Origin of the sequence: Actinocrinis puniceicyclus (genome assembly GCF_018283645.1) — a bacterium.
Classification (GTDB): Bacteria; Actinomycetota; Actinomycetes; order Streptomycetales; family Catenulisporaceae; genus Actinocrinis; species Actinocrinis puniceicyclus.
Genome location: NZ_JAGSXH010000088.1, coordinates 1 through 24,738, shown reverse-complemented (window position 1 = coordinate 24,738; position 24,738 = coordinate 1). Strand labels below are relative to the sequence as shown.

At 69.4% G+C, this 24,738-nt stretch carries 19 protein-coding genes; 5 read left to right on the top strand and 14 right to left on the bottom strand.

Annotated features, from left to right (window positions below):
• Nucleotides 1-117: 117 nt before the first annotated feature.
• From KGA66_RS21010 to KGA66_RS20990, 5 genes are all read right to left on the bottom strand, one after another.
• Complete coding sequence (locus KGA66_RS21010; protein ID WP_211469895.1) at nucleotides 118-783, bottom strand: type II toxin-antitoxin system HipA family toxin; 666 nt, start codon at nucleotides 781-783, stop codon at nucleotides 118-120.
• Entirely contained in the window at nucleotides 770-2,473 is a 1,704-nt protein-coding gene (locus KGA66_RS21005; RefSeq protein WP_211469894.1) for a DUF262 domain-containing protein, read from the bottom strand. Before KGA66_RS21005 ends, KGA66_RS21010 begins: the two co-directional genes overlap by 14 nt.
• A 91-nt stretch (nucleotides 2,474-2,564) precedes the next feature.
• Nucleotides 2,565-3,362 carry an exodeoxyribonuclease III gene (locus KGA66_RS21000; RefSeq protein WP_211469893.1) on the bottom strand — a complete coding sequence of 266 codons (798 nt, stop codon included), beginning with the start codon at nucleotides 3,360-3,362 and terminating at the stop codon, nucleotides 2,565-2,567.
• Between the two features lie 190 nt (nucleotides 3,363-3,552).
• The gene (locus tag KGA66_RS20995) at nucleotides 3,553-4,128 is read right to left on the bottom strand and encodes a gluconokinase (protein WP_211469892.1); all 576 of its coding nucleotides are present in this window, start codon (nucleotides 4,126-4,128) and stop codon (nucleotides 3,553-3,555) included.
• Between the two features lie 131 nt (nucleotides 4,129-4,259).
• Entirely contained in the window at nucleotides 4,260-5,996 is a 1,737-nt protein-coding gene (locus KGA66_RS20990; RefSeq protein ID WP_211469891.1) for a cellulase family glycosylhydrolase, read from the bottom strand.
• A 312-nt stretch (nucleotides 5,997-6,308) separates the two neighbouring features.
• Here KGA66_RS20990 and KGA66_RS20985 point away from each other — a divergent pair, with 312 nt between their 5' ends.
• The 3 genes from KGA66_RS20985 to KGA66_RS20975 all read left to right on the top strand — a co-directional run bounded on the left by KGA66_RS20985 (nucleotide 6,309) and on the right by KGA66_RS20975 (nucleotide 10,403).
• A complete protein-coding gene (locus KGA66_RS20985; RefSeq protein WP_211469898.1) occupies nucleotides 6,309-8,339 on the top strand; it encodes a cellulose binding domain-containing protein in 2,031 nt (676 codons plus the stop codon).
• 128 nt (nucleotides 8,340-8,467) lie between these two features.
• Entirely contained in the window at nucleotides 8,468-9,685 is a 1,218-nt protein-coding gene (locus KGA66_RS20980; protein ID WP_211469890.1) for an ARMT1-like domain-containing protein, read from the top strand.
• 133 nt (nucleotides 9,686-9,818) lie between these two features.
• Nucleotides 9,819-10,403, top strand: coding sequence for a pyridoxamine 5'-phosphate oxidase family protein (locus KGA66_RS20975; RefSeq protein ID WP_211469889.1), 585 nt, complete (start codon nucleotides 9,819-9,821; stop codon nucleotides 10,401-10,403).
• 169 nt (nucleotides 10,404-10,572) lie between these two features.
• Here the strand turns inward: KGA66_RS20975 and KGA66_RS20970 are convergent, their stop codons facing one another.
• From KGA66_RS20970 to KGA66_RS20935, 8 genes are all read right to left on the bottom strand, one after another.
• Nucleotides 10,573-13,365, bottom strand: a complete 2,793-nt coding sequence (locus KGA66_RS20970; RefSeq protein ID WP_211469888.1) for a cellulose binding domain-containing protein — start codon at nucleotides 13,363-13,365, stop codon at nucleotides 10,573-10,575.
• 466 nt (nucleotides 13,366-13,831) lie between these two features.
• A complete protein-coding gene (locus KGA66_RS20965) occupies nucleotides 13,832-14,590 on the bottom strand; it encodes an LLM class F420-dependent oxidoreductase (protein ID WP_211469887.1) in 759 nt (252 codons plus the stop codon).
• A 130-nt stretch (nucleotides 14,591-14,720) separates the two neighbouring features.
• The gene (locus tag KGA66_RS20960; RefSeq protein ID WP_211469886.1) at nucleotides 14,721-16,382 is read right to left on the bottom strand and encodes an ABC-F family ATP-binding cassette domain-containing protein; all 1,662 of its coding nucleotides are present in this window, start codon (nucleotides 16,380-16,382) and stop codon (nucleotides 14,721-14,723) included.
• Nucleotides 16,383-16,483: 101 nt separating this feature from the next.
• On the bottom strand, nucleotides 16,484-16,807 hold the full coding sequence (locus KGA66_RS20955) for a MazG-like family protein (RefSeq protein ID WP_211469885.1): 324 nt from the start codon (nucleotides 16,805-16,807) through the stop codon (nucleotides 16,484-16,486).
• A gap of 61 nt (nucleotides 16,808-16,868) precedes the next feature.
• Complete coding sequence (locus tag KGA66_RS20950) at nucleotides 16,869-18,548, bottom strand: glycoside hydrolase family 13 protein (RefSeq protein ID WP_211469897.1); 1,680 nt, start codon at nucleotides 18,546-18,548, stop codon at nucleotides 16,869-16,871.
• A gap of 109 nt (nucleotides 18,549-18,657) precedes the next feature.
• Nucleotides 18,658-19,548: a carbohydrate ABC transporter permease gene (locus tag KGA66_RS20945; RefSeq protein ID WP_211469884.1), complete on the bottom strand. Its 891-nt coding sequence runs from the start codon at nucleotides 19,546-19,548 to the stop codon at nucleotides 18,658-18,660.
• A 2-nt stretch (nucleotides 19,549-19,550) separates the two neighbouring features.
• Nucleotides 19,551-20,492 carry a carbohydrate ABC transporter permease gene (locus KGA66_RS20940; RefSeq protein WP_312887016.1) on the bottom strand — a complete coding sequence of 314 codons (942 nt, stop codon included), beginning with the start codon at nucleotides 20,490-20,492 and terminating at the stop codon, nucleotides 19,551-19,553.
• 144 nt (nucleotides 20,493-20,636) lie between these two features.
• Complete coding sequence (locus tag KGA66_RS20935) at nucleotides 20,637-22,082, bottom strand: ABC transporter substrate-binding protein (protein ID WP_211469883.1); 1,446 nt, start codon at nucleotides 22,080-22,082, stop codon at nucleotides 20,637-20,639.
• 390 nt (nucleotides 22,083-22,472) lie between these two features.
• Here KGA66_RS20935 and KGA66_RS20930 point away from each other — a divergent pair, with 390 nt between their 5' ends.
• Together KGA66_RS20930 and KGA66_RS20925 are read left to right on the top strand one after the other, a co-directional pair.
• The gene (locus KGA66_RS20930; protein ID WP_211469882.1) at nucleotides 22,473-22,958 is read left to right on the top strand and encodes a SigE family RNA polymerase sigma factor; all 486 of its coding nucleotides are present in this window, start codon (nucleotides 22,473-22,475) and stop codon (nucleotides 22,956-22,958) included.
• A 113-nt stretch (nucleotides 22,959-23,071) separates the two neighbouring features.
• Nucleotides 23,072-23,926, top strand: coding sequence for a hypothetical protein (locus tag KGA66_RS20925; protein ID WP_211469881.1), 855 nt, complete (start codon nucleotides 23,072-23,074; stop codon nucleotides 23,924-23,926).
• A gap of 297 nt (nucleotides 23,927-24,223) precedes the next feature.
• Here the strand turns inward: KGA66_RS20925 and KGA66_RS20920 are convergent, their stop codons facing one another.
• Entirely contained in the window at nucleotides 24,224-24,598 is a 375-nt protein-coding gene (locus tag KGA66_RS20920) for a hypothetical protein (protein WP_211469880.1), read from the bottom strand.
• Nucleotides 24,599-24,738: the final 140 nt, after the last annotated feature.

Sequence of the window (24,738 nt, the reverse complement as noted above, 5' to 3'; positions counted from 1 at the left end):
GCGAAACCAACATCGCCAAAGCCCTGCGCAGACACGCCCGCAGACCCGAACTCCTGACAGGACTACTCCACCTGACCTGACGATCACCCAGAAAAAGGACGAAAGATCACTTTGTCATTAACCCTGGGAGGGTACTGCTGTCAGCTCGTCCCGATGAAGCAGCCGGATTTCCGGTACGTCGATGCCGACCGCGCGGGCCAACGACATCATCGTGAACTCATTACGGGGGACGTCGGCGAACGTGTGGTCGGGGAATTTCACCAGCCAGTCGCCCATCTCCCCGGCGGCCGGCACCGTGAGCCGGTCTCCTCGCGCGAGCATGGAGAATTTCAGCGCCACGCCCGCCAGCGAGAAGCGCCAGGGTGAGATTTCGCCGGGGCTCGACGCGTGTGAAGCGGCTTCGGGCGCCGGCGCGTCCGTCTCATTCCAGTGCGCGACATCTACCGGCTGCTGGATCTCCACGACCTGCACTGCGCCGGGCAGATCATGCCCGACCTGAGCCAACAGCTCCATTTCCCGATCGAGTGCGACATGTCGATCCGCGGCGATCCACTCGCGCAACGGACCCTCGGGCAGCAGGTTCGAGAACCAGCGCGGCAGACGCAGCGCCGACGCATACGGCTGGCGCGGATTCTCCTCGAACCGCAGACCGAGGATCGGCCGCATGGGGTCGCTCAGATACGCCTCCGTGAAGGCGAATCGTGTGTAGTCCCCGCGCTGATGGATCGTTCCGACGCGCCGACCGTACAGAAGCACGGCGAAGTACGTATCATCCGGCGTCATCGGGGAGGTCGTCCAGTTCGTCCAAATCGAGTGAGCTGAGGGCCGGGGTGTCCTCGAACGACCACTCGGCCATCCTCAGCAGGAACGCCCTCAAGATATCAGTGATCTTGTCCTGGCGGCGTGCCAGGAACTCCTCGCGTCGCCCCGCATTCAACAGGTCGATCATATTGCGGTCCAGACAATATGAAGCCAGCACAAGATCCCAGGTCTGAGCGTCGATTTCGACAGGCTGCTGCGCCAGTGCCTCCCAGACCGTGTCCGCGGACTCGTCGACGCTCGGCACGAAGATCCGGTTGGCCGCCCACAGTTGCCTTCCGGTTTCCACGCCTCGGGGGAACAGCGTCCGCACGGCAGGGGCGGCGGTGGTCTGGTCACCGAGAAGATCGGTCAGCGCCGCGCTGTCGAACTGCTCGCCGCTGACGAGCGATCGAGGTCGCAGGGCCCACCACGAGCACAGGACGATCTTGCCGGCGGCCTCGTTGGTGCGGAAACGCCTGAGCTCGGGCGCGGTGGCCGCGGCGGACTGCATCGACTTCGCCAGGCTCTCGACTGATCCCGCCTCGTCGCCCGGAACGATGAGCGCGCACAGCGTCCTGCTCATCCCGGTGAAGCTGCCCTTGAAAACCACCGGGCCGGCGATGGCGGCACGCCAGTAGACACGGCGCAGGAGCTGGATGTTGCGGGGCGCGGGCTCCGGGAAGTGGGCGAAGAAGCGGGTAAGGACGACGAGCAGCGCCTTGTAAGCCAGCAGCGCTCTGTGCGGCACGCCCGCTTCGTCCTGAAGGAACCGCACGGCGCGGATCAAGGCCTTCTCGCCTTCGAGGAACGCTGTGGCCTGATTCTCTGCGGGGAACTCGGGGGCGCGGCGGCTGCCGTCGTCGAACTCGCTGCGGATGTCGCGGGCCGGGTCAGGCCCCCGGCGGGCCAGGATCGCGTGCAGCACGGTGTCCGTGTCCAGGTTTCCGAATCCGGTCCGGGACGCCACGTGCTGCGCGATGCGCGTGAGCGACGGCTGCTCCGGGTCGCCGCCCTCCGGCCCCGCGAACAGCGCGGAGAGGATCTCCGCCCGGCTCAGCCGTTTGCCGTAGTTGTTCAGGCGGTCGAAGATGTCGGTCAGGACGGTCTCGTCCTCCTGCCGGACCACCGTGGCGGGGATCTTGAACTGGCGCAGCAGTTTCGCGACGCGGCGAGCCTCCGCGAAGTACTCCCTGTTCGCCGAACCGGGATCGTGAAACCACTCCAGCAGCTTGTCGAGGTCGTAGAGGACCGGCAGCGGCAGGTAGCGCGGTTCGCTCAGCTTGCCGCTCGGCACGAAACGACTGTCGGCCAGGTCGTAGTCGACCGTGAACCTCGGATCCTGGCGTGCGTCGGGATGCAGGGCGTTGGCGAGGCTCGTGACCCGCTGCTGGCCGTCGACGACCCACAGAACGTCGTTCCCGCCGGCCGCGGCGATTTCAAGTGCGCCGAGAGAGAACCGCGCCGCGGGTGACTGGCGGGACCACAACAGCAGACTGCCGACGGGATAGCCGCGAAGGATGCTGTCGAAGAGGCGGACCACATCTTGCGTGCCCCACCGGAAGTCACGCTGGAAGTGCGGCACGCGGATGCGTCCGCTCCACGCCAGCTGCACCAGGTCGTCCAGCTCGTACGCGACTGCGCTGGGTTGAGTGTCGAGCCCCGCGTCGGTCATCGTCTGCCTTCCGTTGGTTTGCGCAGCACGTTTGCACGTGGCCGGCCGGCGCGCAATTCGAGAGTGCCGCGTGCGCCCACCGGGGCGCGGCTCACACGTCGTAGGTGATCGTCACCGGGGCGTGGTCGGACCAGCGGGCCGCGTGCTCGACGGCGCGCTCGATCTTCCCGCTGACCGCGAGCTTGGCCAGGCCGGGCGTCGCGATCTGGTAGTCGATGCGCCAGCCCGCGTCGTTGTCGAACGCGCGGCCGCGGTAGGACCACCACGAGTACGGGCCGGGGCCCTGCGGGTACAGCTGCCGCACCACGTCCACGTACCCTGCCTCGTCGAAGACCCGGGTGAGCCAGGCGCGCTCGTGCGGCAGGAAACCGGACGCCTTCTGGTTCGTCCTCCAGTTCTTGATGTCCACCTCGCGGTGCGCGATGTTCCAGTCGCCGCACACCACCAGCTCGCGCCCGTGCGCCTCGGCCCGGGACTTCGCCGCCTTCAGGTACTCCAGGAACTCGGCCATGAACCGCTCCTTCTCGACCTGCCGCTCGGTCTCGGCCTCGCCGGAAGGCAGGTACAGACTGGCGACGGTCACCGTCGGCAGGTCTATCTCGGCGTAGCGGCCGGAGGTGTCGAACTCGGTGGAGGCGAAGCCGATCCGGGACTCGATCGGCTCGACGCGGCTGTAGATCGCCACGCCCGAGCGGCCCTTCGCGCTCGACGGCGCGAACAGCGGGTGCCAGCCCTGGACCTCGCGCAGTTCCGCCGGGATCTCGTGCGGCTCGGCCCGCACCTCCTGAAGGCAGACCACGTCGGCCGTGGTCTGGGCGAGCCAGCTGTCGAAGCCCTTGCGGGCGGCGGCGCGGATGCCGTTGACGTTCGCCGTACTGATGGTGATCATGCGGGGCTCTCCGGTGCGGGCGTGGCGCGGTGTCGTGCGGTGCGGTGCGGTGCGATGTGGCGAAGTGCCGTGCGGCCGGTCGTGCTTTCCTTCGCCCGTCGCGGCTGCGCCCATTCTTGCGTGCGCCGCCGACATCGAGCCGCCGACACTGCGCGGCTGGACGCGCGATCCGCCGGGCGGCGCCGGCGACCTACGCGTTCTCTTCGCAGATTCCTGAGGCTACGAGGTGGTCGACGATCTCGTCCGCGAGGGTGTCCGCCGTCATCGGCACACGGTACGGATGCTCGTCCTCGGTGGGCGGCTGAAGGTCGGCGAACTGGCTGTCGAGCAGCGCCGCCGGAAAGAAATGGCCGCGGCGCGCGGAAAGCCGGGCACGTATGGTCTGCTCGTCGGCGTCCAGGTAGATCAGCCGCACGTTCGGCCGGTTCGCGCGCAATCCGTCGCGGTATGCCCGCTTGAGTGCGGAGCAGCTGACGACCGCGGGCTGCCCGGCCGCGCTCGACGCGTCTATCCACGCAGCGATGTTGGCCAGCCACTGCCGCCGGTCCCCGTCGTCGAGAGGCTGACCGGCGACCATCTTCGCCAGGTTCGCGTCCGGATGGAAGTCGTCCGCCTCCGCATACGGCCACCCGAGCCGCTGCGCGAGCAACGCGCCCACGGTGCTCTTGCCGCTGCCGGAAACGCCGGTCACCAGCAGGATGCACGGGCGTGCGCCGACTCCAGCCGGTTTCTCGGCGGGACTCGGGGCGGGCGGTGGCGTGGTCACGCGGCTGATCTTAGGACCGCCGCCGCGCGACGCGCGAACACGCCCCGGCCGCGGGCGACGCTGCTCGCCCGCGGCCGGGATCTCGATCAGGAGGGGATCGGTATGAGGATCGGGGGAGTGTGCGAGACCTGTCAGTGGCAGGCGGCGCCGTTGACGGTGAAGGACGTCGGGTTGGCGTCACTGTTCGTGTACGTGCCGGTGAAACCGATCGTCACGGACGTGTTCGCGGCGATCGCGGCGTTGTAGGACATGTTCGTCGCGGTGATCGCCTCACCGTTCTGCGTGTACGACGCGGTCCACATCTGGTTGAGCTTCTGGTCGCCGGGGAACGTCCACGCGAGCTTCCAGCCGTTGATCGTGGACGTACCGGTGTTGGTCAGCACCACCTGGCCCTGGAAGCCGCCGGACCAGCTGTTGGTCAGCGAGTACGCGGCATGGCAGGACACTGTGGAAGAGGACGGCGAACTTGAGGGCGAACTTGAGGGCGAACTTGAGGGCGAACTCGACGGGGAACCCGACGGCGACGAGGAGGGGCTGCGGGTCGCCGACGCGCTCGGGCCGGCGCTGCCGGTACCGCCCCCGGTCCCCGAGAGCGGGAACTGGATTCCGGCGAGCAGCGCCTGCTTCGCCGCGCTGACCGGCGTCGCGTCATAGCTGCCGTCCAGCAGCGCGAAGGAGTCCTCGCCGTTGAGCGCCCAGTAGGTCCAGCTCAGCTTGTTGGAGCCGATGTACGACACGAGCGAGGAGAACCACTGGCCCTGCGAGCCGGGCGTCGAGTCGGACACGTCGGTGGCGTTGTTGCCGGTGCCGAACTCGCCGACCCACAGCGGCGCGATGTTCTGCTGCGGGATGTAGCCCCAGTACTGGTTCCACACCGCGTCGAGGCTCGCCGAGGTCGTCGAGGAGTTGAACCAGGTCTGCTGGAACAGCGTCGGCCCGTAGTCGTGCGCTGAGTAGACCACGTGGCCCGGGGAGTTGAGCACGACCGGGTACTTGGCCACCCCCTCCAGGTTGCCGCCCCACCACGTCGTGTCGAAACCGCTGCCGTTCGGGTAGTTGCTGATGCCCTCGCAGAAGATCAGCGCGCTCGGGTCCACGCCCAGGATCGCGTTGCCCGCGTTCTGATACGCCAGACGGATGTCGGTGTTCGGGTCGCCGCTGCCCCACGTCGCAGCGTTCGCATACGCGACGCCGGTCGGCGTGTGCGGCTCGTTGCGCAGGTCGAAGCCGATCACGGTGGAGTTGCCCGCATAGCGCTTGGCGAGCGTCACCCAGTCGTTGATCCACGCGGAGTTCGGGTACGCGCTGGTGTACCACAGCCCGTTCGACTCAGCCGTCTCGCCGGCCTCCGAACGGTGGTTGTCGATGATGACCTTCAGGCCGTCCTGCCCGGCGTAGTTGACGATCTTGTCCAGGATCTGCAGGTCGTTGAGTCCGGCCAGATCCGTGTTGATCGGACCGGAGTTGTACTGGCTGAAGTTCTGCGGCACCACCGGCGTCTCGACGGCCTGGTTCGAGATCGGGATGCGGATCGTGTTGTAACCCAGCCTCTTGATATCGTCGATGACCGCGTGGTAGTCCTGCGCCCACAGGCCGTGCGCGATCTCGTCCGGGGTCTCGAAGCCGTACCAGTTCACCCCGGCGATGCGCACCGCGTTGCCGTTGGAGTCCAGGATCTGGCTGCCGGAAGTGTGCCAGTACCCCGCGCCGACCGCGCCCGCCGCGCCGGCCGGACGGGCCAGCGGGCCGAAGGCGACCAGCAGCGCCGCGAGCGCCGCCAGCACCGCGCCCACGGCCGCGGCGGACAGCGCCGCCGTGCGCCGTCGCGCAGTGCCCGCCATCGCGGCGGGTCCTGTCGTTGTCTGCATGGAACCGCTCCTCGCTGCCTTACAGCTGACCCGGTCGGCCAGTGCGACGAAGCTACGAACCGGCCGCGTTCGATCCAAGGATGTCGCAGGGGGTTGACAGCTTCTCGGCGCGGCGTGCCGGCCCTGAGCTGCGGCTTCGACGATGTTCGACGCGGCGTGTACGTGTAAGTTTCACAGGACATTGACGCTCTTGTCGGCCGGGCGGGACCATTTTTCGATTGCTGTGCTCGCAGGTTCGGGAAGGAGTCGCACGTGAGTTCACAACGCAGGCGCATCCGCCGGTTGCGGCGGATCGCGGGGGGAACGGCGCTGATGCTGCTCGGCGCACTGGCACCCGGGGCGGCGGTGGCCGACACCGGGTCCGGCACCGGCGCCGCGGTGAACGTCACGGTGAACGCCGCTGAGGGGCTCGGCACGATCCCGTCCACCGGTTACGGGCTCAACAGCGCCGTGTGGGACAGCCAGATGAACGTACCCGCGGTGCAGGACCTGCTCGGCCAGGCCGGTATCGGGATGCTGCGTTACCCGGGCGGTTCCTACGGCGACATCTACCACTGGCAGGACAACACCGCTCCCGGCGGCTACGTCGCGCCCGGCACCGACTTCGACTCGTTCATGGGGACGGTCAAGAAGATCGGCGCGCAGCCCATCCTGATCGCCAATTACGGCACGGGCACCCCCGCCGAGGCCGCCGGCTGGGTCAAGTACGCCAACGTGACCAAGGGATACGGCGACAAGTACTGGGAGATCGGCAACGAGAACTACGGCAACGGCTACTACGGCGCCGACTGGGAGGCCGACAACCACGCGAGTAAGAGCCCGACGACGTACGCGGACAACGTGCTGCAGTACGCCTCGGCGATGAAGGCGGTCGACCCGACCATCAAGATCGGCGCGGTGCTGACGCTGCCGGGCAACTGGCCCGACGGCGTGGTGGCCAGCGGCGACAGCTACGACTGGAACCGCACGGTGCTCTCGATCGCCGGCTCGGCCGTCGACTTCGTCATCGTGCACTGGTACCCGAACGGCACCGGCGCGGCGACCGCGCTGTCCGAGCCGCAGCAGCTGCCCGGCGAGCTGGACCAGCTGCGCAGCGAGATCGACAAGTACGCCGGGTCCAACGGCCCGAACCTCGGCATCGCGCTGACCGAGATGAACTCGGGCGTGGACACCACGACCCAGCCGGACGCGCTGTTCGGCGCGGACGCGTACATGACCGCGCTCGAAGACGGCGTGTTCACGGTCGACTGGTGGGACACCCACAACGGCCCGACCGCGATCAGCACCGCCCCGGACGGCGCGACCGACTTCGACGACTGGGGCGTGCTCTCCAGCGGCACCTGCGTGGGCTCCGTGTGCGAGCCCGCGCTCAACACCCCGTTCCCGCCGTACTTCGCGATCAGCATGCTGAGCAAGCTCGGCCGGCCCGGCGACCAGATGGTCAAGGCCGGAACCGACCAGCCGCTGATCAGCGCGCACGCGGTGCGGCAGGCCAACGGCGACCTGGCCGTGCAGCTGGTGAACAAGGACCCGAATAACTCGTACCCGGTCGATCTGCACTACGCCGGTTACACCCCGAGCACCGCGACCCCGACCGTCTACACCTACGGCGACGAGGGCAGCTCGATCACCAGCGCGGCGGCGGGCACGTCCGCCAGCCAGACGATCGCGCCGTACTCGATCGAGACCATCGTCCTGACACCCTCCGGCAACGGGATCAGCTCCCTGACGGCTCCGGGCTCGCCGAGCGCGTCGGACGTCACCGGCTCGCAGGCGACGATCAGCTGGACCCCGTCCACCGGCGGCCAGGTAGCGCGCTATGAGGTGGTTCAGCAGTTCGGCACCACCAGCCAGCTGCTGGCGGAGTCGAGCTCGACCTCTGCGACGCTCTACAACCTGGTGCCCGGCACCGGTTACACGATCAACGTGCTGGCGACCGACCAGGCGGGCAACCTCTCGCGGGCCTCGGCCCCGGTCATGTTCACCACGAGCACGCCCGCGGACAGCACCTGCGCGGTGAACTACACGGTGACCAACTCGTGGGGCAACGGCTACGTGGCGTCGCTGACGGTGACCAACACCGGCCCGGCCGCGATCAACGGCTGGACGCTGACGTTCTCCTTCCCGTCCACCAGCGAGTCGTTCAACAGCGGCTGGAACGCGAACTGGTCGGCCAGCGGCCAGAACGTGCACGCCACGAACGTGAACTGGAACGCCGACCTGGCGCCCGACGCCGGCAACTCGGCCAGCATCGGCTTCGTCGGCAACAACACCGGGGCGTACCCGTCCCCGGCGGCCATCAGTCTCAACGGCATGGTGTGTACGACCACATATTCATCGTGACCTGATACGCGGCTGAATCAGCCGTCTGCCTCCGCCTGTGGGGCGCACTGCGATAGAGTGCGCCCCACAGGTCTTTGAGAGCGGGAGTTCTACGCGATTTCGGCTGGGCGGCCCATAGTATGACCCGCATGCCGCACGAGCTGCCGCCGCCGATCCTGATCAGCCCGGAGGGCTCGTTCGCCTGGGACGTCTTCCACCGCCGCCACCCGGTGCTGATCGAGAGCCTGCTCGCGGCGCTGCCATACGGTCCCGAGCAGGTCCGGGCACTGCGCGCGCTGCTCGACGAATCCCTCGACGGTGTGATCACGCCGCTGGCCGACGACGCGCCGGACGCCGCCCAGTGGCACGGGCCGTGGGACCGCGGGCACTACGGCAAGCCCTGGGCGGACACACCGTTCCTGTGGGCCGAGAGCTACTTCTTCCGCCGGATCCTCGCCGCGACCGGGTACTACGGCGGCAGCGGCAGCGGCAGCGGCTGGGGCAGCGCGGAGCCGGCGTGGGCGGGCGTCGACCCGTACCAGCCGATGAAGGACGCGGAACTGGCCGATCCCGCACTGGAAGCCGCATTCGCCTGGTACGGCGCGCTCGAGGGAGCCGAACCGGAACGCCGCTTCGCCGCGCTGGTCGAGGCCGCCGTGCTCGGCAACCGCGCCGACCTCGTCTTCCAGGTCACCGAGACCGTCGAGGGGTACGCCGCGGTCAATCCGCCACTGGCGGACGACACCGGCGGCATCCGCTCGCGGCTGCTCGCCGCGCGTGGCGGCACACAGGTAGCCGGCCCGCGCGTAGCGGTCATCTGCGACAACAGCGGCCGCGAACTGCTCGCCGACCTGCTGCTCGCCGACGAACTGCTCGGGCCGGCGAGCCTGGCCGCGGTCGTGGAACTGCACGTGAAGCCCGCGCCCTACTACATCTCGGACGCCACGGCCACGGACTTCGGCAAGGCTCTGCGACGCCTGCGCGGCATGCCCGCGGCCCTCGGCGCGGCCGGGCAGCGCCTGTTCGCGCACGCGGCGGCGGGGCGGCTGCGCGCGCAGACACATCCCTTCTGGTGCTCGCCGCTCTCGTTCCACGACCTGCCCGCCGACCTGCGGGCGGGTCTGGACGGCCGGTTCCTGCTGGTGAAGGGGGACCTCAACTACCGGCGCCTGGTGGGGGACCGCTGGTGGGATCCGACGACGCCGTTCGCGGACACCGTGCGCCATCTCGGCCTGCCCGTCGCCGCGCTGCGTGCCGCGAAGTCGGACGTGGTCGTCGGCCTCTCGCGCGGGCAGGTCGAGCGCCTGGACAAAACCGAACCGGACTGGCGGCTCAACGGCAGGCACAGCCTCGTCCAGACCGCCTGACCGTATCGGGCGAGCCGACCTGTGGCAGCGCGCACGGCTCGCCGCCTCAAACGGCTTGATCAGCGCGGTTACGCTGGTACTGCAGCGGTCGGCGCCGGTGTCCGGCCGCGCGACACCGCACGGGAGGTTCGGCATGGCGAACGTGTTCGAAGGGATCGACGAGAGCATCCGCAAGTTCATCGAGGAGCAGCCGATGTTCTTCGTGGCCACCGCGCCGAGCGGAGCGGACGGCCTGGTCAACGTCTCGCCGAAGGGCTACCGGGACTGCTTCGCCGTGCTCGACGAGCACACCGTCGCCTACCTGGACCTGTTCGGCTCCGGGGCCGAGACGATCGCGCACCTGCGGCAGAACGGCCGCATCGTGCTGATGTTCTGCTCGTTCACCCGCAACTCGCGCATCCTGCGACTGCACGGAATCGGCAGAGTCCTGCGACCCGACGAGAGCGAGTTCCGGCGGCTGGCCCCGCACTTCAACCTGGCGCACCCGGGACTTCGCTCGATCATCCTGGTCGACGTCCGGCGGGTCTCGGACTCCTGCGGCTACGCGGTGCCGTACATGGAACTGGTCGACGAGCGGCCCGTGCTCGACAAGGTGCATTCCGTCCGCCCGGCCGAAGAGTGGGCGGTGCGTGTCGCCGGGCCCAACGCCAAGAGCATCGACGGACTGCCCGCGCTCGAACCGGACCACCCGCTGCCCACCTGCGTGCCGCGGGGTTGATGACGGCGCACAGCGGCGCAGCGCCGACACGATTGCCGGGTACCTACCCCGTGAACGAATTCTGACTTCCTGCGTTCCTGCGTTCCTGCGTTCCTGCGGACGCGCGCCACCCCCGCGCCCAGAGTTGAGGCGCGGGGGTGGCGCGTCCTGCGGTGAAGTGTCAGACCTCTCAGTTACACGTGACTCCGTTGACGCTGAACGAGGTGGGCGACGAGTCGTTGGACGTCCAGGTCCCCTGGAAACCGAACGAGGTGTTGCCACCGGGGCTGATCGAGCCGTTGTAAGCGGCGTTGGTCGCGGTCACCGTCTGCCCGCTCTGGGTGAGCGTGCCGACGTTCCAGGAACCGGTGACCTTCTGGTCGCCGGGGAAGGTGAACTTCACCGTCCAGGCGCTGATCGACGTGGTGCCGGTGTCGTTGACCACCACGGACGCGGTGAACCCGCCGGGCCACTCGCTGCCCTTGGTGTACGTCACGTGGCAGCCGAAGCCGCCGGAGGTGGCGCTCGCACTCGGTGACGGTGACGGCGACGCGGACGGTGATCTCGACGCCGACGGGCTCGGCGACGGCGAGGCCGACGCGCTGGCGCTGCTGCTCGCGCTCGCCGACGCGCTCGGGCTGCCAGTCGACGAGCCGCTCGGGTCGCCGTACATGATGCCGCGGCCATTCGTGCCGACGTATACGCGCCCGTAGATGCGCGGGTCGCCGGTGATCGCGGCGCCGCTGTTGCCCCACTGGTGCGCGTTGTCGTTGATCCGGGTCCAGGTGGCGCCGGTGTCGTCGGACCGGAAGATGCCCTGCACGCCGTTCACCGTCGCGACCGCGTACAGCGCCGGGTAGCCGCCGGCGGTGGCCGACTTGCCGAAGCCGAGGTTGATCGCGGCCGAGACGCTGGCGAGCTTGGTGAAACTCGCGCCGGAGTTGCCGGAGTGCCAGATCCCTGAGGTTCCCGACGAGTCGCCGCCGGTCAGCCAGACGTCCCCGGAAGTGCCCGCGACTGCCTTGATGTACACGGTGCCGGTGGCCGGCAGGCCGGTCGCCGCGGTCGCCGTGAAGCTCGCCCCGCCGTTGGTGCTCACGTAGAACGTGCCGGCCGAGTAGCCGTAGTAAACCTTCGGATTCACCCGGTCCGAGGCGATGACCGCACCGGCCGGGATGCCGCTCGACGCCGTCCACGAACTGCCGTACGTGGTGGTGTAGTAGACGCCGGCGCCCTTCGGGCTCCACAGCGCCGAACTGGCGTCGGGCGCGATCGCGCCCTGGCCGCCGCCGGTCACCCCGGGGGGCTCGGCCGAGGCCTGGAACCAACTGCTGCCGCCGTTGGTGCTGAACGCGAAGCGGTAGACGTTCGCGTTCGAGCTCTGCGTCTTGTCGACGTCGCCGGTGCGGATGATGGTGGCCGGCTGGAGCTGCGCGAAGTCCACGCTGTCGCCGCTGGAGAGGTTCGGGGAGGTGAACATCGAGGACGGCACGGAGGTCAGCGAGGTGTGCACGAAGCCGTCCAGGTCGCCGAGGGCCGAGATCAGCGGCGCCCCGGTCGGCGGACTGATCAGGCCGTTGACGGCGGTCTCCTCAAGCCCGCTGACGAACGGCTTGACGGTGAAGCTGGTGCCCGAGTCCCAGTTCGTCAGGTTCGTGGTGCCGAACAGGGTCGCCCCGGTGCCGTAGAACATCCGGTTCGAGTTGAACGGGTCGATCGCCAGGCCCTCGGTCATCCAGCCCAGCTTCGGCGACTCGACCGGCTCCTGCGTCGTCGTGCCGAAGGTCAGCCACGGCGTCGCGGAGGTGTCCAGCGTGTAGGCGTCGGCGCGGTTCGGGTAGCTGGTGTAGTTCCACGCGGACTTCCAGGTCGCGCCGCCGTCCGTGCTGCGCCAGATGAAGGTGTCCGGCCACCACGAGCTGTACCCGGTCACCATGATCGTGTTCGGATGCTGCGCGTCGATCGACAGGCCGCTGTAACCGAACCAGTCGTTGCTCGTGTCGGAGGACTTCACCGGGCTGATCTGCGTCCAGGTGCCGGTCGAGATCGCGTACTTCCACACGTCGCCGGACGAGCCGTCGTACGGGCCGCCCTTGTTGCTGGTCGCGATGTACAGGATGCCGCCGGCCGAGTCCACCACGCCCTTGTGCGCCATGAACCCGGTGGGCTGCCCGGCCACCCGGGACCAGGTCGCCCCGCCGTCAGTGCTCTCATACACCGTGTTCTGCAGGTCCGCGACGCCGACGAAGATGGTCTTGGTCGGGCTGCCGGAGCTGCCGGTCGCCTTGTCGAAGGCCACCCACGTCACACCCTGGTTGTCGCTGAGGTAACCGCTGGTGTCCGTCGAGTCCTGCACGTAGTTGCCCACGTTCGGGAAGTTCGCGACCTGGGACCAGGTCACGCCCGAGTCGGTGGACTTCCACAGGCCCTTGCCGCTGGGCGCCCCGAAGTAGAGCACGTTGTCGTCGTTCGGGTCCACGGCCAGGCGCTCGCCCATGCCGCGGCCGGGCATGTTGCCGCCGAGCTTGAACGGCAGCGGGCTCGCGCTCCAGGTGTTGCCCTGGTCCGAGGAGCGCAGGATGGAACCGTTGTTCGGGTCCCAGGAGTTGGTGTACATGCCGACGGCGGCCCACACCTTGTTGGTGTTGACCGGGTCGGCGGCCACCGAGACCGCGCCCATGTCGCCCCAGTTCGACTGGCCGACCCAGTCCATCAGCGGCATCCATGAGCTCGAACTCTGATTCCAGCGGTACACGCCGCCGATGTCGGTGCGGGCATAGACGATGTTCGCGGCGCCGGCGTTGAACACGATGTCGGGGACGAAACCGCCGCCGCCGATCGCCACGCTGTTCCAGGTGTACGCGGTGGTGGCCGGGGTGGCCGCCTGCGCGGGCGCGGCCGCGCCCTGCACCAGGATCGGAGTGATCGTCGCCGCGGCCGCCGCCGCCGCGGCGAGCGCGCCCTGCACTAGCCTTCTTCGCATGGGTGAATGCCTCCGCGTCTCACGGGTGGGGCGCGCTCCGGCGGGCGGCCGCGCGGTCGGCAGGCGGTGTGGGTCGGGGGTGGGCCGGCTGACTGCTGGGGAGCGACCGGCGTTCGGGACGGTCGGTCGGTTGGTCGGTCGCCTAATCGAAGCGCTTCGATTGCTGTAGCGTCCGGGATCGTAGATTCGACGAGCTGAACTGGCAATATCGTCGAAGCGCTTGCCCGGGCGGCGGCACCCGCCGCGCGCGAGAACACCAAGGTACGAATGTCGCGGCCGGGTCCGCGGCGGCCCACGAGCGACTGAAAGTTTCGCCCGGCGCGGGCCCCGGGCCGACGCTCGGCGACGCGGCCTAATCAGGCCACGAATACGAAGCGGGCGCCGCGCGGCCGCCGCATCCGGGCGGTCGCGCGACGCCCGCCGCGCTTGCGCTTCCAGTCTCAGTCTCAGTCTCAGCGCGGACGGCTCAGCCGCGCGCGTGCCGCAGCAGCCGCTCCACCGCCGTCAGGTCGAAGGGCACGTCCGTGCCGACGATGAGGTGCGTCGCCCCGGCGTCGAGGTACGACTGGTAGTCGTCGACCTCGTCAGGGTTGATCATCACCGTGCGGTCGATCCCGCCCGGGTCGCGCCCGAGCTTCTCGCACCACTCGTTCAGGACCGCGTTCTTGTGCGCGAAGTTCTCCGGCGGCCCGAAGCTGTTCCACAGGGCCGCGCGCTCGGCCACGATCCGCAGCGTCACCTTCTCCCCGCTGCCGCCGATCATCAGCGGGATGTGCTCGCCGGAGGGGTTGAGCCGGGCCAGCCGCGCCTCGATCCGCGGCAGGGTCTCGCGCAGCGCCCGCAGCCGCGCCGGGGCCGTGCCGAATTCGTACCCGTATTCGGTGTAGTCGCGCTCGAACCACCCGGAGCCGATGCCGAGGATCAGCCGTCCGCCGCTGATCTGGTCGACGGTGCGGGCCATGTCCGCGAGCAGGTCGGGGTTGCGGTAGCTGTTGCAGGTCACCAGGGCCCCGAACCGGGCGTGCTCGGTGTCGGCGGCCATGGCGGCGAGCACGGTCCAGCACTCGTAGTGCGCGCCGGCCGGGTCGCCGTAGAGCGGATAGAAGTGGTCCCAGGTCCAGATCGTGTCGACGCCGAGCGCGTCGGCTTCCTTCCACGCGGCGCGCAGTTGCTTCATCTCGCAGTGCTGCGGCCGCAACTGCACGCCTACTTTGAACCGTGCCATGTACAGCGCCTCCAGGGCGGTAGTCGGACGATCACGTTCATCCCATCACGCGGCGACCTCGCGCCGCCACCCGCTCACGCGGCGCCGGGCGGTCCCGCGCGCAGCCCGCGCCAGCTCAATCCCACACCTCTCAATCCCACACCGGTTCGGGCACCTCGCGCACCTTCCCGTCCGCGCCGAGGTGCAGGAACCGGTCGAAGGTGCGAGTGAACCAGCGGTCGTGCGTGACGGCGACGACGGTGCCCTCGAAACCCGCCAGCCCGGCCTCCAGCGCCTCGGCGCTGGCCAGGTCCAGGTTGTCGGTCGGCTCGTCCAGCAGCAGCAGCGTGGCCCCGCACAGTTCGAGCAGCAGGATCAGGAACCGGGCCTGCTGCCCGCCCGAGAGCGTCTCGAAGCGCTGGTCGCCCTGCGCCGCCAGCTCGTAACGATTCAGAGCGCTCATGGCCGCGTCCCGGGGCAGGCTCGGTCGGCGCGCGTCACCGTCCCACAGGATCCCGGCGAGCGTGCGCCCGGCCAGCTCCGGGCGGTCGTGGGTCTGCGAGAAGTGGCCGGGCACGACGCGGGCCCCCAGCCGGGCGGTCCCGTGGTGCGCCACCGGGGCGAGCGGGTCGTCGCCCGCCGGGCCGCCGGCCGGCCGGTTCGCAGGGTCCGGATCCGTGCCGCCGCGGCCGAGCAGCCGCAGCAGGTGCGACTTGCCGGTGCCGTTGGCGCCGAGCACCGCGACCCGGTCGCCGTACCAGACCTCGAAGTCGAAGGGACCGGTCAGCCCGTCCAGCTCCAGCTGCTCGCAGACCACCGCCCGCTTACCGGTGCGCCCGCCGTCCAGGCGCATCTTGAGGTTCTGCTCGCGCGGCGGTATCGGCGGTGGGCCGGCCTGTTCGAACTTCGCCAGCCTGGTGCGCGCCGCCTGCAACCGGGTCGCCATCTCAGCGTTATGCGACGCCTTGACCTGGTACATCCGCACCAGTTCCCGGAGCTTGGCATGCTCCTCGTCCCAGCGCCGCCGCTGCTCGTCCAGCCGCTCGTGCCGCGCCGCCCGCGCCTCGTGCCAGGACGCGAACGAACCGGCGTGCGTCCACGCCGAGCCGCCCTCCACCGCGACGATGCGGTCGGCGGTGTTCGCCAGCAGTTCCCGGTCGTGCGACACGTACAGCACGGTCTTCGGCGACTCGCGCAGCCGACCCTCCAGCCAGCGCTTGCCCGGCACGTCCAGGAAGTTGTCCGGCTCGTCGAGCAGCAGCACCTCGTCCGCGCCGCGCAGCAGCAACTCCAGGGCGAACCGTTTCTGCTGGCCGCCGGAGAGCGTGCGCACCGGCCGGTGCCGCGCGGCGTCCCACGGCAGGCCGAGCACGGCGACCGACACGGTGTCGAACACGACCTCGATCTCGTAACCGCCCGCGTCGCCCCACGCGGTCAACGCGTTGGCATACCGCAACTGCTCACGCTCGCCCGCATCGCTCGCGGCCATCGCGTTCTCGGCGCGCTCCAGCCGCTGCCCCGCCTCGCGCAACGGCGGCGGCCCGAGCGAGAGCGCCAGGGCGGCCAGCGTCGTCTCGTCGCCGATCATCCCGATGAACTGCCGCATCACCCCGAGCCCGCCGACGCGCGCGATGCTGCCGTCGCGCACCGGAAGGTCCCCGGCGATCAGCCGCAGCACGGTGCTCTTGCCCGCTCCGTTCGGTCCCACGAGAGCCACCTTCGCGCCCTCGCCGACCCGGAACGAGACGTCCGCGAACAGTACCCGGCCGTCCGGAAGCACATGCCGCAGCCCGGCGACGTCCACATAGCCCATGGATGCGGATTCTCGCCCGGCGCTCGCGGCGATGTCACCCGCTTTTCCGTCGCCTACGCTGAGAACGCGGCGGCCCGGGCGCCGGCTCAGCCCACGCCGGCTCAGCCCAGGGACCGCGTCGCCACGTGGTCCAGCCGCTCGGCGAAGACCGCGCGGGCGTCCGGATTGAGCGTGCTCAGGGCGACCATGGCCGTCACGATGACGTCGCAGAGCTCGTGCTCGACGTCGAGCCACGTGTGCGTCACCCCCTTGCGCGGATTCGCGCCGAGCGCGCCGATGACCGCCTGCGTGGCCTCGCCGACCTCCTCGGACAGCTTCATCACGCGCAGCAGCCGGACCGTCTCGGGCGTCAGTCCGTTGTCGTCGTGACTGCGGTCGAGCCAGTCGACAAGCCGGTTCACCGTGTCCCACGTGCGATCGTCCACGGTCCGTCATTATGAGGGTGCGCCGCTGCGCCGTGCGCGCTGCTGCGCCGTGCGCGCCGGTTCACCGCGCGAGCCACACCGCGGTGTCGTTCAGCAGCAGCCCCGACTCCAGCGCACCGCTGCACAGCACCGGCGTTCCGGCCACCGGCAGCGCGACCGGTGCGCCGGAGACGTTGACCACGCAAGCGAAGGACGCGTCCGCGCCGCGGCCGAAGGCCAGGACGCCGTCCGGCGCGGGGAGCCAGGTCAGCGGTCCGTCGCCGAGCTGCGGCGACTTGCGGCGCAGGGCCAGCGCGGCGCGGTACAGCTCCAGCATCGAGCCCGGGGCGCCGGTCTGCGCCTCGACGGTCAGTTCCTTCCACCCCTGCGGCTGCGGCAGCCACGGCTCCGCCGCCGCCGCGCCGCGCGCGTCCGGCGCTTGCCCCGCGTGCGCGCTGAAGCCGAACGGCGGATCCTGACCGGACCACGGCAGCGGAACCCGGCAACCGTCCCGGCCCGGGTTCGCCCCCGCGGTACGGAAGAACATCGGGTCCTGACGCACCGCGTCCGGCAGGTCCTCGACCTCTTCCAGCCCCAGCTCCTCGCCCTGGTAGATATACGTCGAACCGGGCAGCGCGAGCGAGAGCAGGATCGCGGCGCGCGCCCGCCTCGTGCCCAGCGTGATATCCGTGGGCGCACCGAGCTGGCGGTGCTCGAGCGTGAACGAGGTGTCGGCGCGGCCGTAGCGGGTGACGTGGCGCGGCACGTCGTGATTGGACAGCACCCACGTCGCCGGCGCGCCGACCGGGGCGTGCACGGCCAGCGTCTCGTCGATGACCTCGCGCAGCGCTGCGGCCTCCCACGCGCAGCCGAGGAACGCGAAGTTGAACGCCGTGTGCAACTCGTCCGGCCGCAGGTAGTTGGCGAAACGCTGCGCGTCGGGCAGCCACACCTCGCCGATCAGCGCCCTTTTGTCAGGGTACGAATCGGCGATCGCCCGCCACGAGCGGTAGATCTCGTGCACGTCGTCGCGATCGGTGTACGGGTGCTGGTTCGGCGGGTACGCCGTGGGGGCGTCTTCGGGATCGAAGTCGGCCAGCCGCCGGTCCTTGGTCAGCAGCGCCGCCGAGTCGATGCGCACCCCGTCCGCGCCGCGGTCGAACCAGAACCGCAGCACGTCCTCGAACTCCCGGCGCACCTGCGGGTTCTCCCAGTTCAGGTCCGGCTGCTCGGCCGCGAACAGGTGCAGGTACCACTCGCCGGGCGTCCCGTCCGGGTTCGCCGTGCGGGTCCAGGCCGACCCGCCGAAGATGGACTGCCAGTCGTTCGGCGGCCGATCGCCGCCCGGCCCGCGGCCCGGCCGGAACCAGAACAGCTCCCGCTCGGCCGCGCCCGGCCCGCGCTCCAGCGCGGCGCGGAACCAGGGATGCCGGTCCGAGCAGTGGTTGGGCACCACGTCCACGATGATCCGGATGCCGAGGGCGTGCGCCTCCCGGATCAGCTGCCGCGCCTCGGCGAGCGTGCCGAACACCGGGTCGATCGCCCGGTAGTCGGCCACGTCGTAACCGGCGTCGGCCTGCGGCGAGGCGTACCACGGGTTGAACCAGACCGCGTCGACGCCCAGCCGCGCGAGATACGGCAGCCGGGCCCTGGCACCCGCCAGATCGCCCACACCGTCGCCGTTGCCGTCGGCGAAGCTGCGCGGATAGATCTGGTAGATGACCGCCGAGCGCCACCAACCGGCCGACTCGTGGGAACGCACGTCAGGCACGGACTACCCGCTCTCTGGATCGCATGGGGACGGTGATGTGACCGGGTGATCGGCGCTGACCCCCGTGTGTCGAGGCCCGGCGGCACGCGCCGCCCGGTGTTCAGCCTTTCATGGCGCCACTGGTCAGGCCGGACATGATGTTGCGCTGGAAGAGCAGGAAGAAGGCGATGGTCGGCAGCGAGGCCATCGCCAGGCCCGCGATCAGCACGTTCTCCTGCATGTTCGCCGCGGCGCTGTTGACGCCGACGTTGAGCGTCATCCTGCCCGGGTCGGTGAGGGTCAGCAGCGGCCACAGGAAGTCCTTCCACACCGCGATCACGGTGAAGATCGAGACCACGCCCAGGATCGGCCGGGACATCGGCAGCACGATGGAGCGCAGGGTCCGCAGCGGACCGGCGCCGTCGATCGCCGCCGCGGCCAGGATGTCCTCGGGGATCGAGTCGAAGAACCGTTTGAGCAGGAAGATGTTGAAGGCGTTGGCCACCGAGGGCAGCCAGATCACCCACGGGCTGTTGACCAGGTTCCAGTGCACCAGCGGCAGGTCCAGCACGGTCAGGTACTGCGGGATGATCAGGATCGCGGCGGGGATCATCATGGTCGCCAGCATCATGCCGAGGATCACGTTGCCCAGCACCGGCCGCAGCTTCGAGAGCGAATAGGCCGCCGCGACGCAGAACGTCAGTTGCAGCGCCAGCGCGCCGCCCGCGTAGATGAGGGTGTTGAGCAGTAGGCGGCCCATGTGCAGCTCGCTCCACGCGGTGCGGTACGGCGCCAGCTCGGGATGCGCCGGCACGAAGCTCGGCGGGTTGCGCACCAGTTCCGAGGTCGCCTTGAACCCGCCGCTGACCATCCAGTACAGCGGGAAGAGGAACACCAGGGTGAACAGCAGCACGACGGCGCACAGGCAGACCCAGTACAGCCGCCGGCCGCTGCCGCGCGCCAGCTGCGCGCGGGAGATCAGGGTCCTGCTCCGGGTGCCGTCGGCAGCCATGGTCACGCCTCGTTCCCGCGTCGTTCGAGCCGGACGTAGAGGACCGAGAAGACGCCCAGGACGATGAACATGATCACCCCGAGGGCCTCGGCCGTGTTGAAGTTGCTGAACTGGAAGGCGTAGTTGTACGCCAGGTACACGACGGTGACCGTCGAGCTCTCCGGTCCGCCGCCGGTGGCGACGAAGGACTCGGTGAACATCTGCATCGTCGCCACGATCTGGAGCATCAGCAGCAGCGACAGGATCGTGCGGGTCTGCGGGACGGTCACGTGCCATATCCGCTTGAGCAGCCCGGCCCCGTCGATCTCGGCGGCCTCGTACAGCTCGCCGGGAATGCCCTGCAACGCCGCCAGGTAGATCAGCACCGCGCCGCCCATGTTGGACCAGGTGGAGATGATCACCAGTGAGGGCATCGCGCTGGGCGCCGCACCCCACCACTGCGAGGCCGGTAGGTGCGCCGCGTGCAGCAGCTGGTTGAGCAGGCCCGCGTTGGTCGGGTCCATGAAGTAGTTGCGGAACAACAGGATCCCGGCGACCGGCGGCAGCATCACCGGCAGGTACACCAGGACGCGCAGATACGCCTGCGCGTGCCGGAACTCGTTGATCACCACCGCGACCGCGAACGGCAGCGCGAAGCCGAACAGCAGCGCCAGGCCGGTGAACTGGAGGGTGTTGCGCCACGCCTGCCAGAAGAACGGGTCCGCGGTGATCTGCCGGTAATTGCGCAGCCCGGCGAACGTGGTCCGGCCGTAGTGCAGGCGCTGGAAGGACTCGACGATCTCGCGGATCATCGGGTACCACGTGAACAGCGCGAAGCAGAGCACTGATCCGATCAGGAATCCGTGCGCCTGGGCGTTGCGGCGCGCCTCGCGCAGAAACCTGCCGCGGGCGCGCCGGACCGCGATCCTGGTCTCGGCTCGGCCCGGCGAGATGACGACGGCCACCGGCTGCTCCTGTCTGACCGCTGTAAGGCCACTGTTGCTGCTGTCTGCTGCTGTCTGCTGCTGTCTGGTGCGGTCGGGGTACGGCGCGCGGGCCCGGTGTGCGGACCGGACCCGCGCGCCGCGTCGTGCCGCCGCGCCGCGCCGTTACTGGTTGGCGAGGATCTGGTTGACCTTGCTCTCGGCGTCGCCGAGCAGCTGCGGGATGTTCGCGTTCTTGTTCGTCATCACCGCGGACATCGCGTTGTCGAGCACCGCGTAGATCTGCTGCGCGGCGATCGGCGGCTCGCCGACACCCGGAACCGGGTTTTCCAGGTACGGGGCGTAGTTGGCGACCGGCATGTTCGCGTTGGCCGCCTTCAGCGCCGCGGCGTCAGCCTGCGCCATCGCGGTGTTCGGCGCCCACAGCTGCGGCTCCGGCAGTCCGACGGCGATGAACTTGTTGGTTCCCGGGTCCCCGGAGAGGCCGACGTTGCGCGCGTAGTTGAACTGGCCCTGGCCCGGGGTCATGTACTCGTAGTTGATCCAGGCGATCGCGGCCTTGATCTGGTTCGGGGTGTCCGACTTCTTCACATAGAACAGGTCGCCGCCGTCCTGGGTGGCCGGCGCCGGGCCGCTGAGGCCCGGCATCGGGCCGAGGCCCCACTGCTGCGGGGTGGCGCCCAGCGAGTTGGTCAGGTGCGAGATGACGTCCGGCGCTCCGATGATCATGCCGACCTTGCCGGAAGCCAGCGGCGGGAAGGCGTCGGCCCACTGGGTCACCGGGGTCGCCCCGATGCCGCCGGTCCGCCAGCGCATGTCGTAGAGGTTCTGCAGCACCTGCCGGCCCTGGGCGTTGTTGAACGCGGCCTTGGTGCCGTCGGGCGTGGTCAGGGCGCCGCCGACGCTGTCGATCTCGTCGCCGAAGTGCCAGCCGCCGGTGTTGCCGCCGCTGTAGTCCTCGTAACCGGTGATCCCGCCGCCGAGCGCGGAGATCTTCGCGGCGTCGGCGGCCAGGTCGGCCCATGTCGTCGGCGGCTTGTCCGGGTCCAGCCCGGCCCGCTTGAACAGGTCGCGGTTGTAGATCAGGCCGGTGGTGTAGTAGAGCCGCGGCAGCGCGTAGAGCTTGCCGCCGTTGCTGATCTCCTTGGTCACCGTCGGCAGCAGGTCCTTGATGCCCGGAACGGTCTGCGGGTTGACGTACGCGGAGATGTCCGCGGCGTCGCCGGAGTTGAGCACCTGGTTCTGGTCGGTGAAGTAGGCGTAGAACGCGTTGGTCTCGGTGTGGCCCTTGAGCATCGCGGTGAACGTCGCCGGGTCCTCGCACTTGGTCTTCGGCAGCGGGTTGACCGTGACGTGCGGGTACTTGACCTTGAAGGTGGCCAGGTCGTCGTTGTACTGGGCCTGGAGGCCGGGCTGGTCGGAGGCCGGCGCGCAGTCGATGCTGATCGTGACGGTGGCGTTCGGGTCCAGCGGCTTGCCGTCCGCTACGCCGTCGGCGCCGGTGCCGCCGCCGGAACCGCCGCCGCTCGACGAGCATGCGCCCGCGCCGAACGCAACGGCCGCGGCGCACGCGAGCGCCGCGACCTTCTTTCGCTTGTGCCTTGCGGACATCTGTGTCCTCCCTGAGCGGAACCTGGGCACTGAGCCCTGCCCTGCGGCCGAGTGAGGTCACTGTAGCGATCGCGACAAGCGCCTGCAAGATATTGATGGAACAACGCAAAGACGCGACTCTATTGGGTTAACTGCGGGATCTCGATGCTAGATTCGCAAAATTCCAACAAAATACCGCAAATGGCGGTAGGTGACTCGCGTGATATCCCGTGCCGAGCGCCGGCGAACCGGCTCGCGAGGCCGCGGCCGTAGGCAGAAAGGGGCGCGCGTTCCCCGCGCACCGAGCGCCGCCCGATGTGAGAGCGCTACCAAACGGGCTCCCGACGCGTCTGTTCCGGTGACGTCGTCGAGTTTGGAGCCACTGTGGGTGATCGGGAATCCACTGGTCTCTTGCAATATCACGAGTTCGCGTCCGCGAGGGCTGGTCAGCTCTTCCGCGTCGCGTATCTCATGTGCGGGGACTGGCACGAGGCGCAGGACTTGGTCCAGACCTGTCTGGCCAAGCTCTACGCGTCCTGGCACCGCATCCAGAAGAGCGAATCCGTGGACGCATACGCGCGCAAGGCGTTGCTGCACACGTACCTTTCGCACCGTAGGCTGCGGCGCAGCGGGGAGATACCCGTAGCCGAGTTCAACGAGGGCCGGGCCCCCGGCGACAACGCGGACCTGCGGCTGGTCCTGATGGAGGCGTTGAGCACGCTGCCGCCCCGCAACCGGGCGGTGATGGTTCTGCGTTACCTCGACGACCTGAGCGTCGAGGAAGTCGCGGGACTGCTCGACACCAGTCCCGCCGCCGTCAAGAGCCTGTGCAATCGTTCGCTCAAACAGCTACGGGCGCTGCTCGGCGACGAACGGGAGCTGTTGTTCCAGGACTGAACCCGCCGCAGCACTGAACCCGACGCAGCGCCGCGCCGTGACGGCTGCAAAGCCGAGCGAAAGCAACGCGACTCGACCACACCACGCACACCCCTACCTCGGACCATCCATCCATGCAAGGGAACGCGATGAACGCCGCCGAAGACCGGCTCTGCGAACTCATGGACGCCGCGACCTGCGCGCTCGATCCGCCGATCGGCGACATTCTGGCCGCGGGCGAGCGACTCGGGCGCGCCCGCAGGCGCCGCCGCCGCACGCTGACCGCCGCGGGCACCGCCGCCGTGGTGCTCCTCACCGGCGTCGGTCTCGCCGCAGGGATGCGCGGATCGGACCTCGACGACTTCGATGCGGCCGGGCAGGTGAGCCGGCCGACCCGTACCGCCCTGCCGAGCCCCGACTCGGGTGCCCCGACCGCCGCTTCACTGATCGCGCCCCCGTCGCCGCGACCCACCGGTGACCTGATCCCGATGAGCCCCGCGATGGCGTTCCAAATCCTCAGGAAACTCACACCCGGCTGGCACTACAGCACGTACGGCTCGTCGGATTCAGGCACGCTGCTGCAGGTGAACGCCGACGACGGCAACGGCCGGTCGCACATCGAGCTCCTCATCGCCCCGGTCACGGACTCCGGCATGATCCCGGTCGACTGCACGGTCCAGCGCGTGACATCCGGCGCCGGCGCATCCCGTTCCGGCTACGTCCAACCCAGCTGCACCGTGGTCACGTATCCGAACGGAGACAAGGCGATGGAGCAGGTGCTCACCTCGCCGCCCTCCAGGGTCGTCATCTACCGGGTCGTCGTCGACCGCACGGACGGGATCGCCGTCGAGATCACCGCGCAGAACGGCGATCCGCTCAGTTCGACCGAGGCGACGCGCCCGCTGCCACCGCTCACCCTGAACCGCTGGGCGGTCATCGCCCTCGACCGGCAGTGGCAGTTGCAGGTCCCGGCGTCGCTGGGCAAGTAGCGTCCCGCCGCCCGGTCAGCCACCTGTCGGCGGGTCATCGGGGGCACACGGGCGCGTCTTCGTGGAAAACGGACAGACACAGGCGGCCTCGCTGCGGGATGATGCAGCAGACGGGCGCGCCTGCCCCACGCAGGCGCGCCCGTGCGTCGAGTTTCCTTGCCATCCGGCGCGCCGCGCAAACCAGGCGTAGCGCACTGATCACAAACAGCTGATCCCGCAGGGAAAATCGCCCGGTTAGCGCCCGATTGGTGCAACAGTTAGAGCCACCGATCAGTGCCCTCTGGTCAGTGCTCCCGATCAGCGCTCCCGGAAGCCGCCGAGAAAGCGGCGGAAGACCCCGCCCTCGCGGGCCAGTGGCGCGGCCGGCGGTGCGGCGGTGGCCCGCTGCCGGGCGATCGGCTGGTCGTAGTCGGTGCGGGCGATCGCGTCGACGGTCTGCGCCTCGTCGAAATCCTCGGAGCCCTCGATCACCGGCACGAAGCCGACCAGCATCCCGTTGCGCATCACCTGCGCCTCAAGGCCCGGCGTGTCATCGGTGTCCCACACCGCCTCGCGGCCGTCCGGGAGCGCGATGCGCACACCGATCTGGTACACGCCCTCGCGGGCGACGTGCGCATTGATACCACGATCACGTAGGGCGTCCACGACGCGCAGTGCTCTGTTCTCGTCCACTCTCGCCAGCCTAAGGGCCTGGAAATGAACGACACGCTCATTCGGGCGGTTCGGTCGCAATCAGGTCGTAGTTCCACTCGCCGTGGAACTCGTGTGGTCTGACGTGCCGCTCCTTCAGCAGTCGCATCTCGCGGTCGCTG

Bases quoted from the DNA above. Each gene is read 5' to 3' on its own strand.
- KGA66_RS21010 (WP_211469895.1), bottom strand. From the start codon at position 783: ATGACGCCGGATGATACGTACTTCGCCGTGCTTCTGTACGGTCGGCGC.
- KGA66_RS21005 (WP_211469894.1), bottom strand. From the start codon at position 2,473: ATGACCGACGCGGGGCTCGACACTCAACCCAGCGCAGTCGCGTACGAG.
- KGA66_RS21000 (WP_211469893.1), bottom strand. From the start codon at position 3,362: ATGATCACCATCAGTACGGCGAACGTCAACGGCATCCGCGCCGCCGCC.
- KGA66_RS20990 (WP_211469891.1), bottom strand. From the start codon at position 5,996: ATGCAGACAACGACAGGACCCGCCGCGATGGCGGGCACTGCGCGACGG.
- KGA66_RS20985 (WP_211469898.1), top strand. From the start codon at position 6,309: ATGCTGCTCGGCGCACTGGCACCCGGGGCGGCGGTGGCCGACACCGGG.
- KGA66_RS20980 (WP_211469890.1), top strand. From the start codon at position 8,468: ATGCCGCACGAGCTGCCGCCGCCGATCCTGATCAGCCCGGAGGGCTCG.
- KGA66_RS20975 (WP_211469889.1), top strand. From the start codon at position 9,819: ATGGCGAACGTGTTCGAAGGGATCGACGAGAGCATCCGCAAGTTCATC.
- KGA66_RS20970 (WP_211469888.1), bottom strand. From the start codon at position 13,365: ATGCGAAGAAGGCTAGTGCAGGGCGCGCTCGCCGCGGCGGCGGCGGCC.
- KGA66_RS20965 (WP_211469887.1), bottom strand. From the start codon at position 14,590: ATGGCACGGTTCAAAGTAGGCGTGCAGTTGCGGCCGCAGCACTGCGAG.
- KGA66_RS20960 (WP_211469886.1), bottom strand. From the start codon at position 16,382: ATGGGCTATGTGGACGTCGCCGGGCTGCGGCATGTGCTTCCGGACGGC.
- KGA66_RS20945 (WP_211469884.1), bottom strand. From the start codon at position 19,548: ATGGCTGCCGACGGCACCCGGAGCAGGACCCTGATCTCCCGCGCGCAG.
- KGA66_RS20935 (WP_211469883.1), bottom strand. From the start codon at position 22,082: ATGTCCGCAAGGCACAAGCGAAAGAAGGTCGCGGCGCTCGCGTGCGCC.
- KGA66_RS20925 (WP_211469881.1), top strand. From the start codon at position 23,072: ATGCAAGGGAACGCGATGAACGCCGCCGAAGACCGGCTCTGCGAACTC.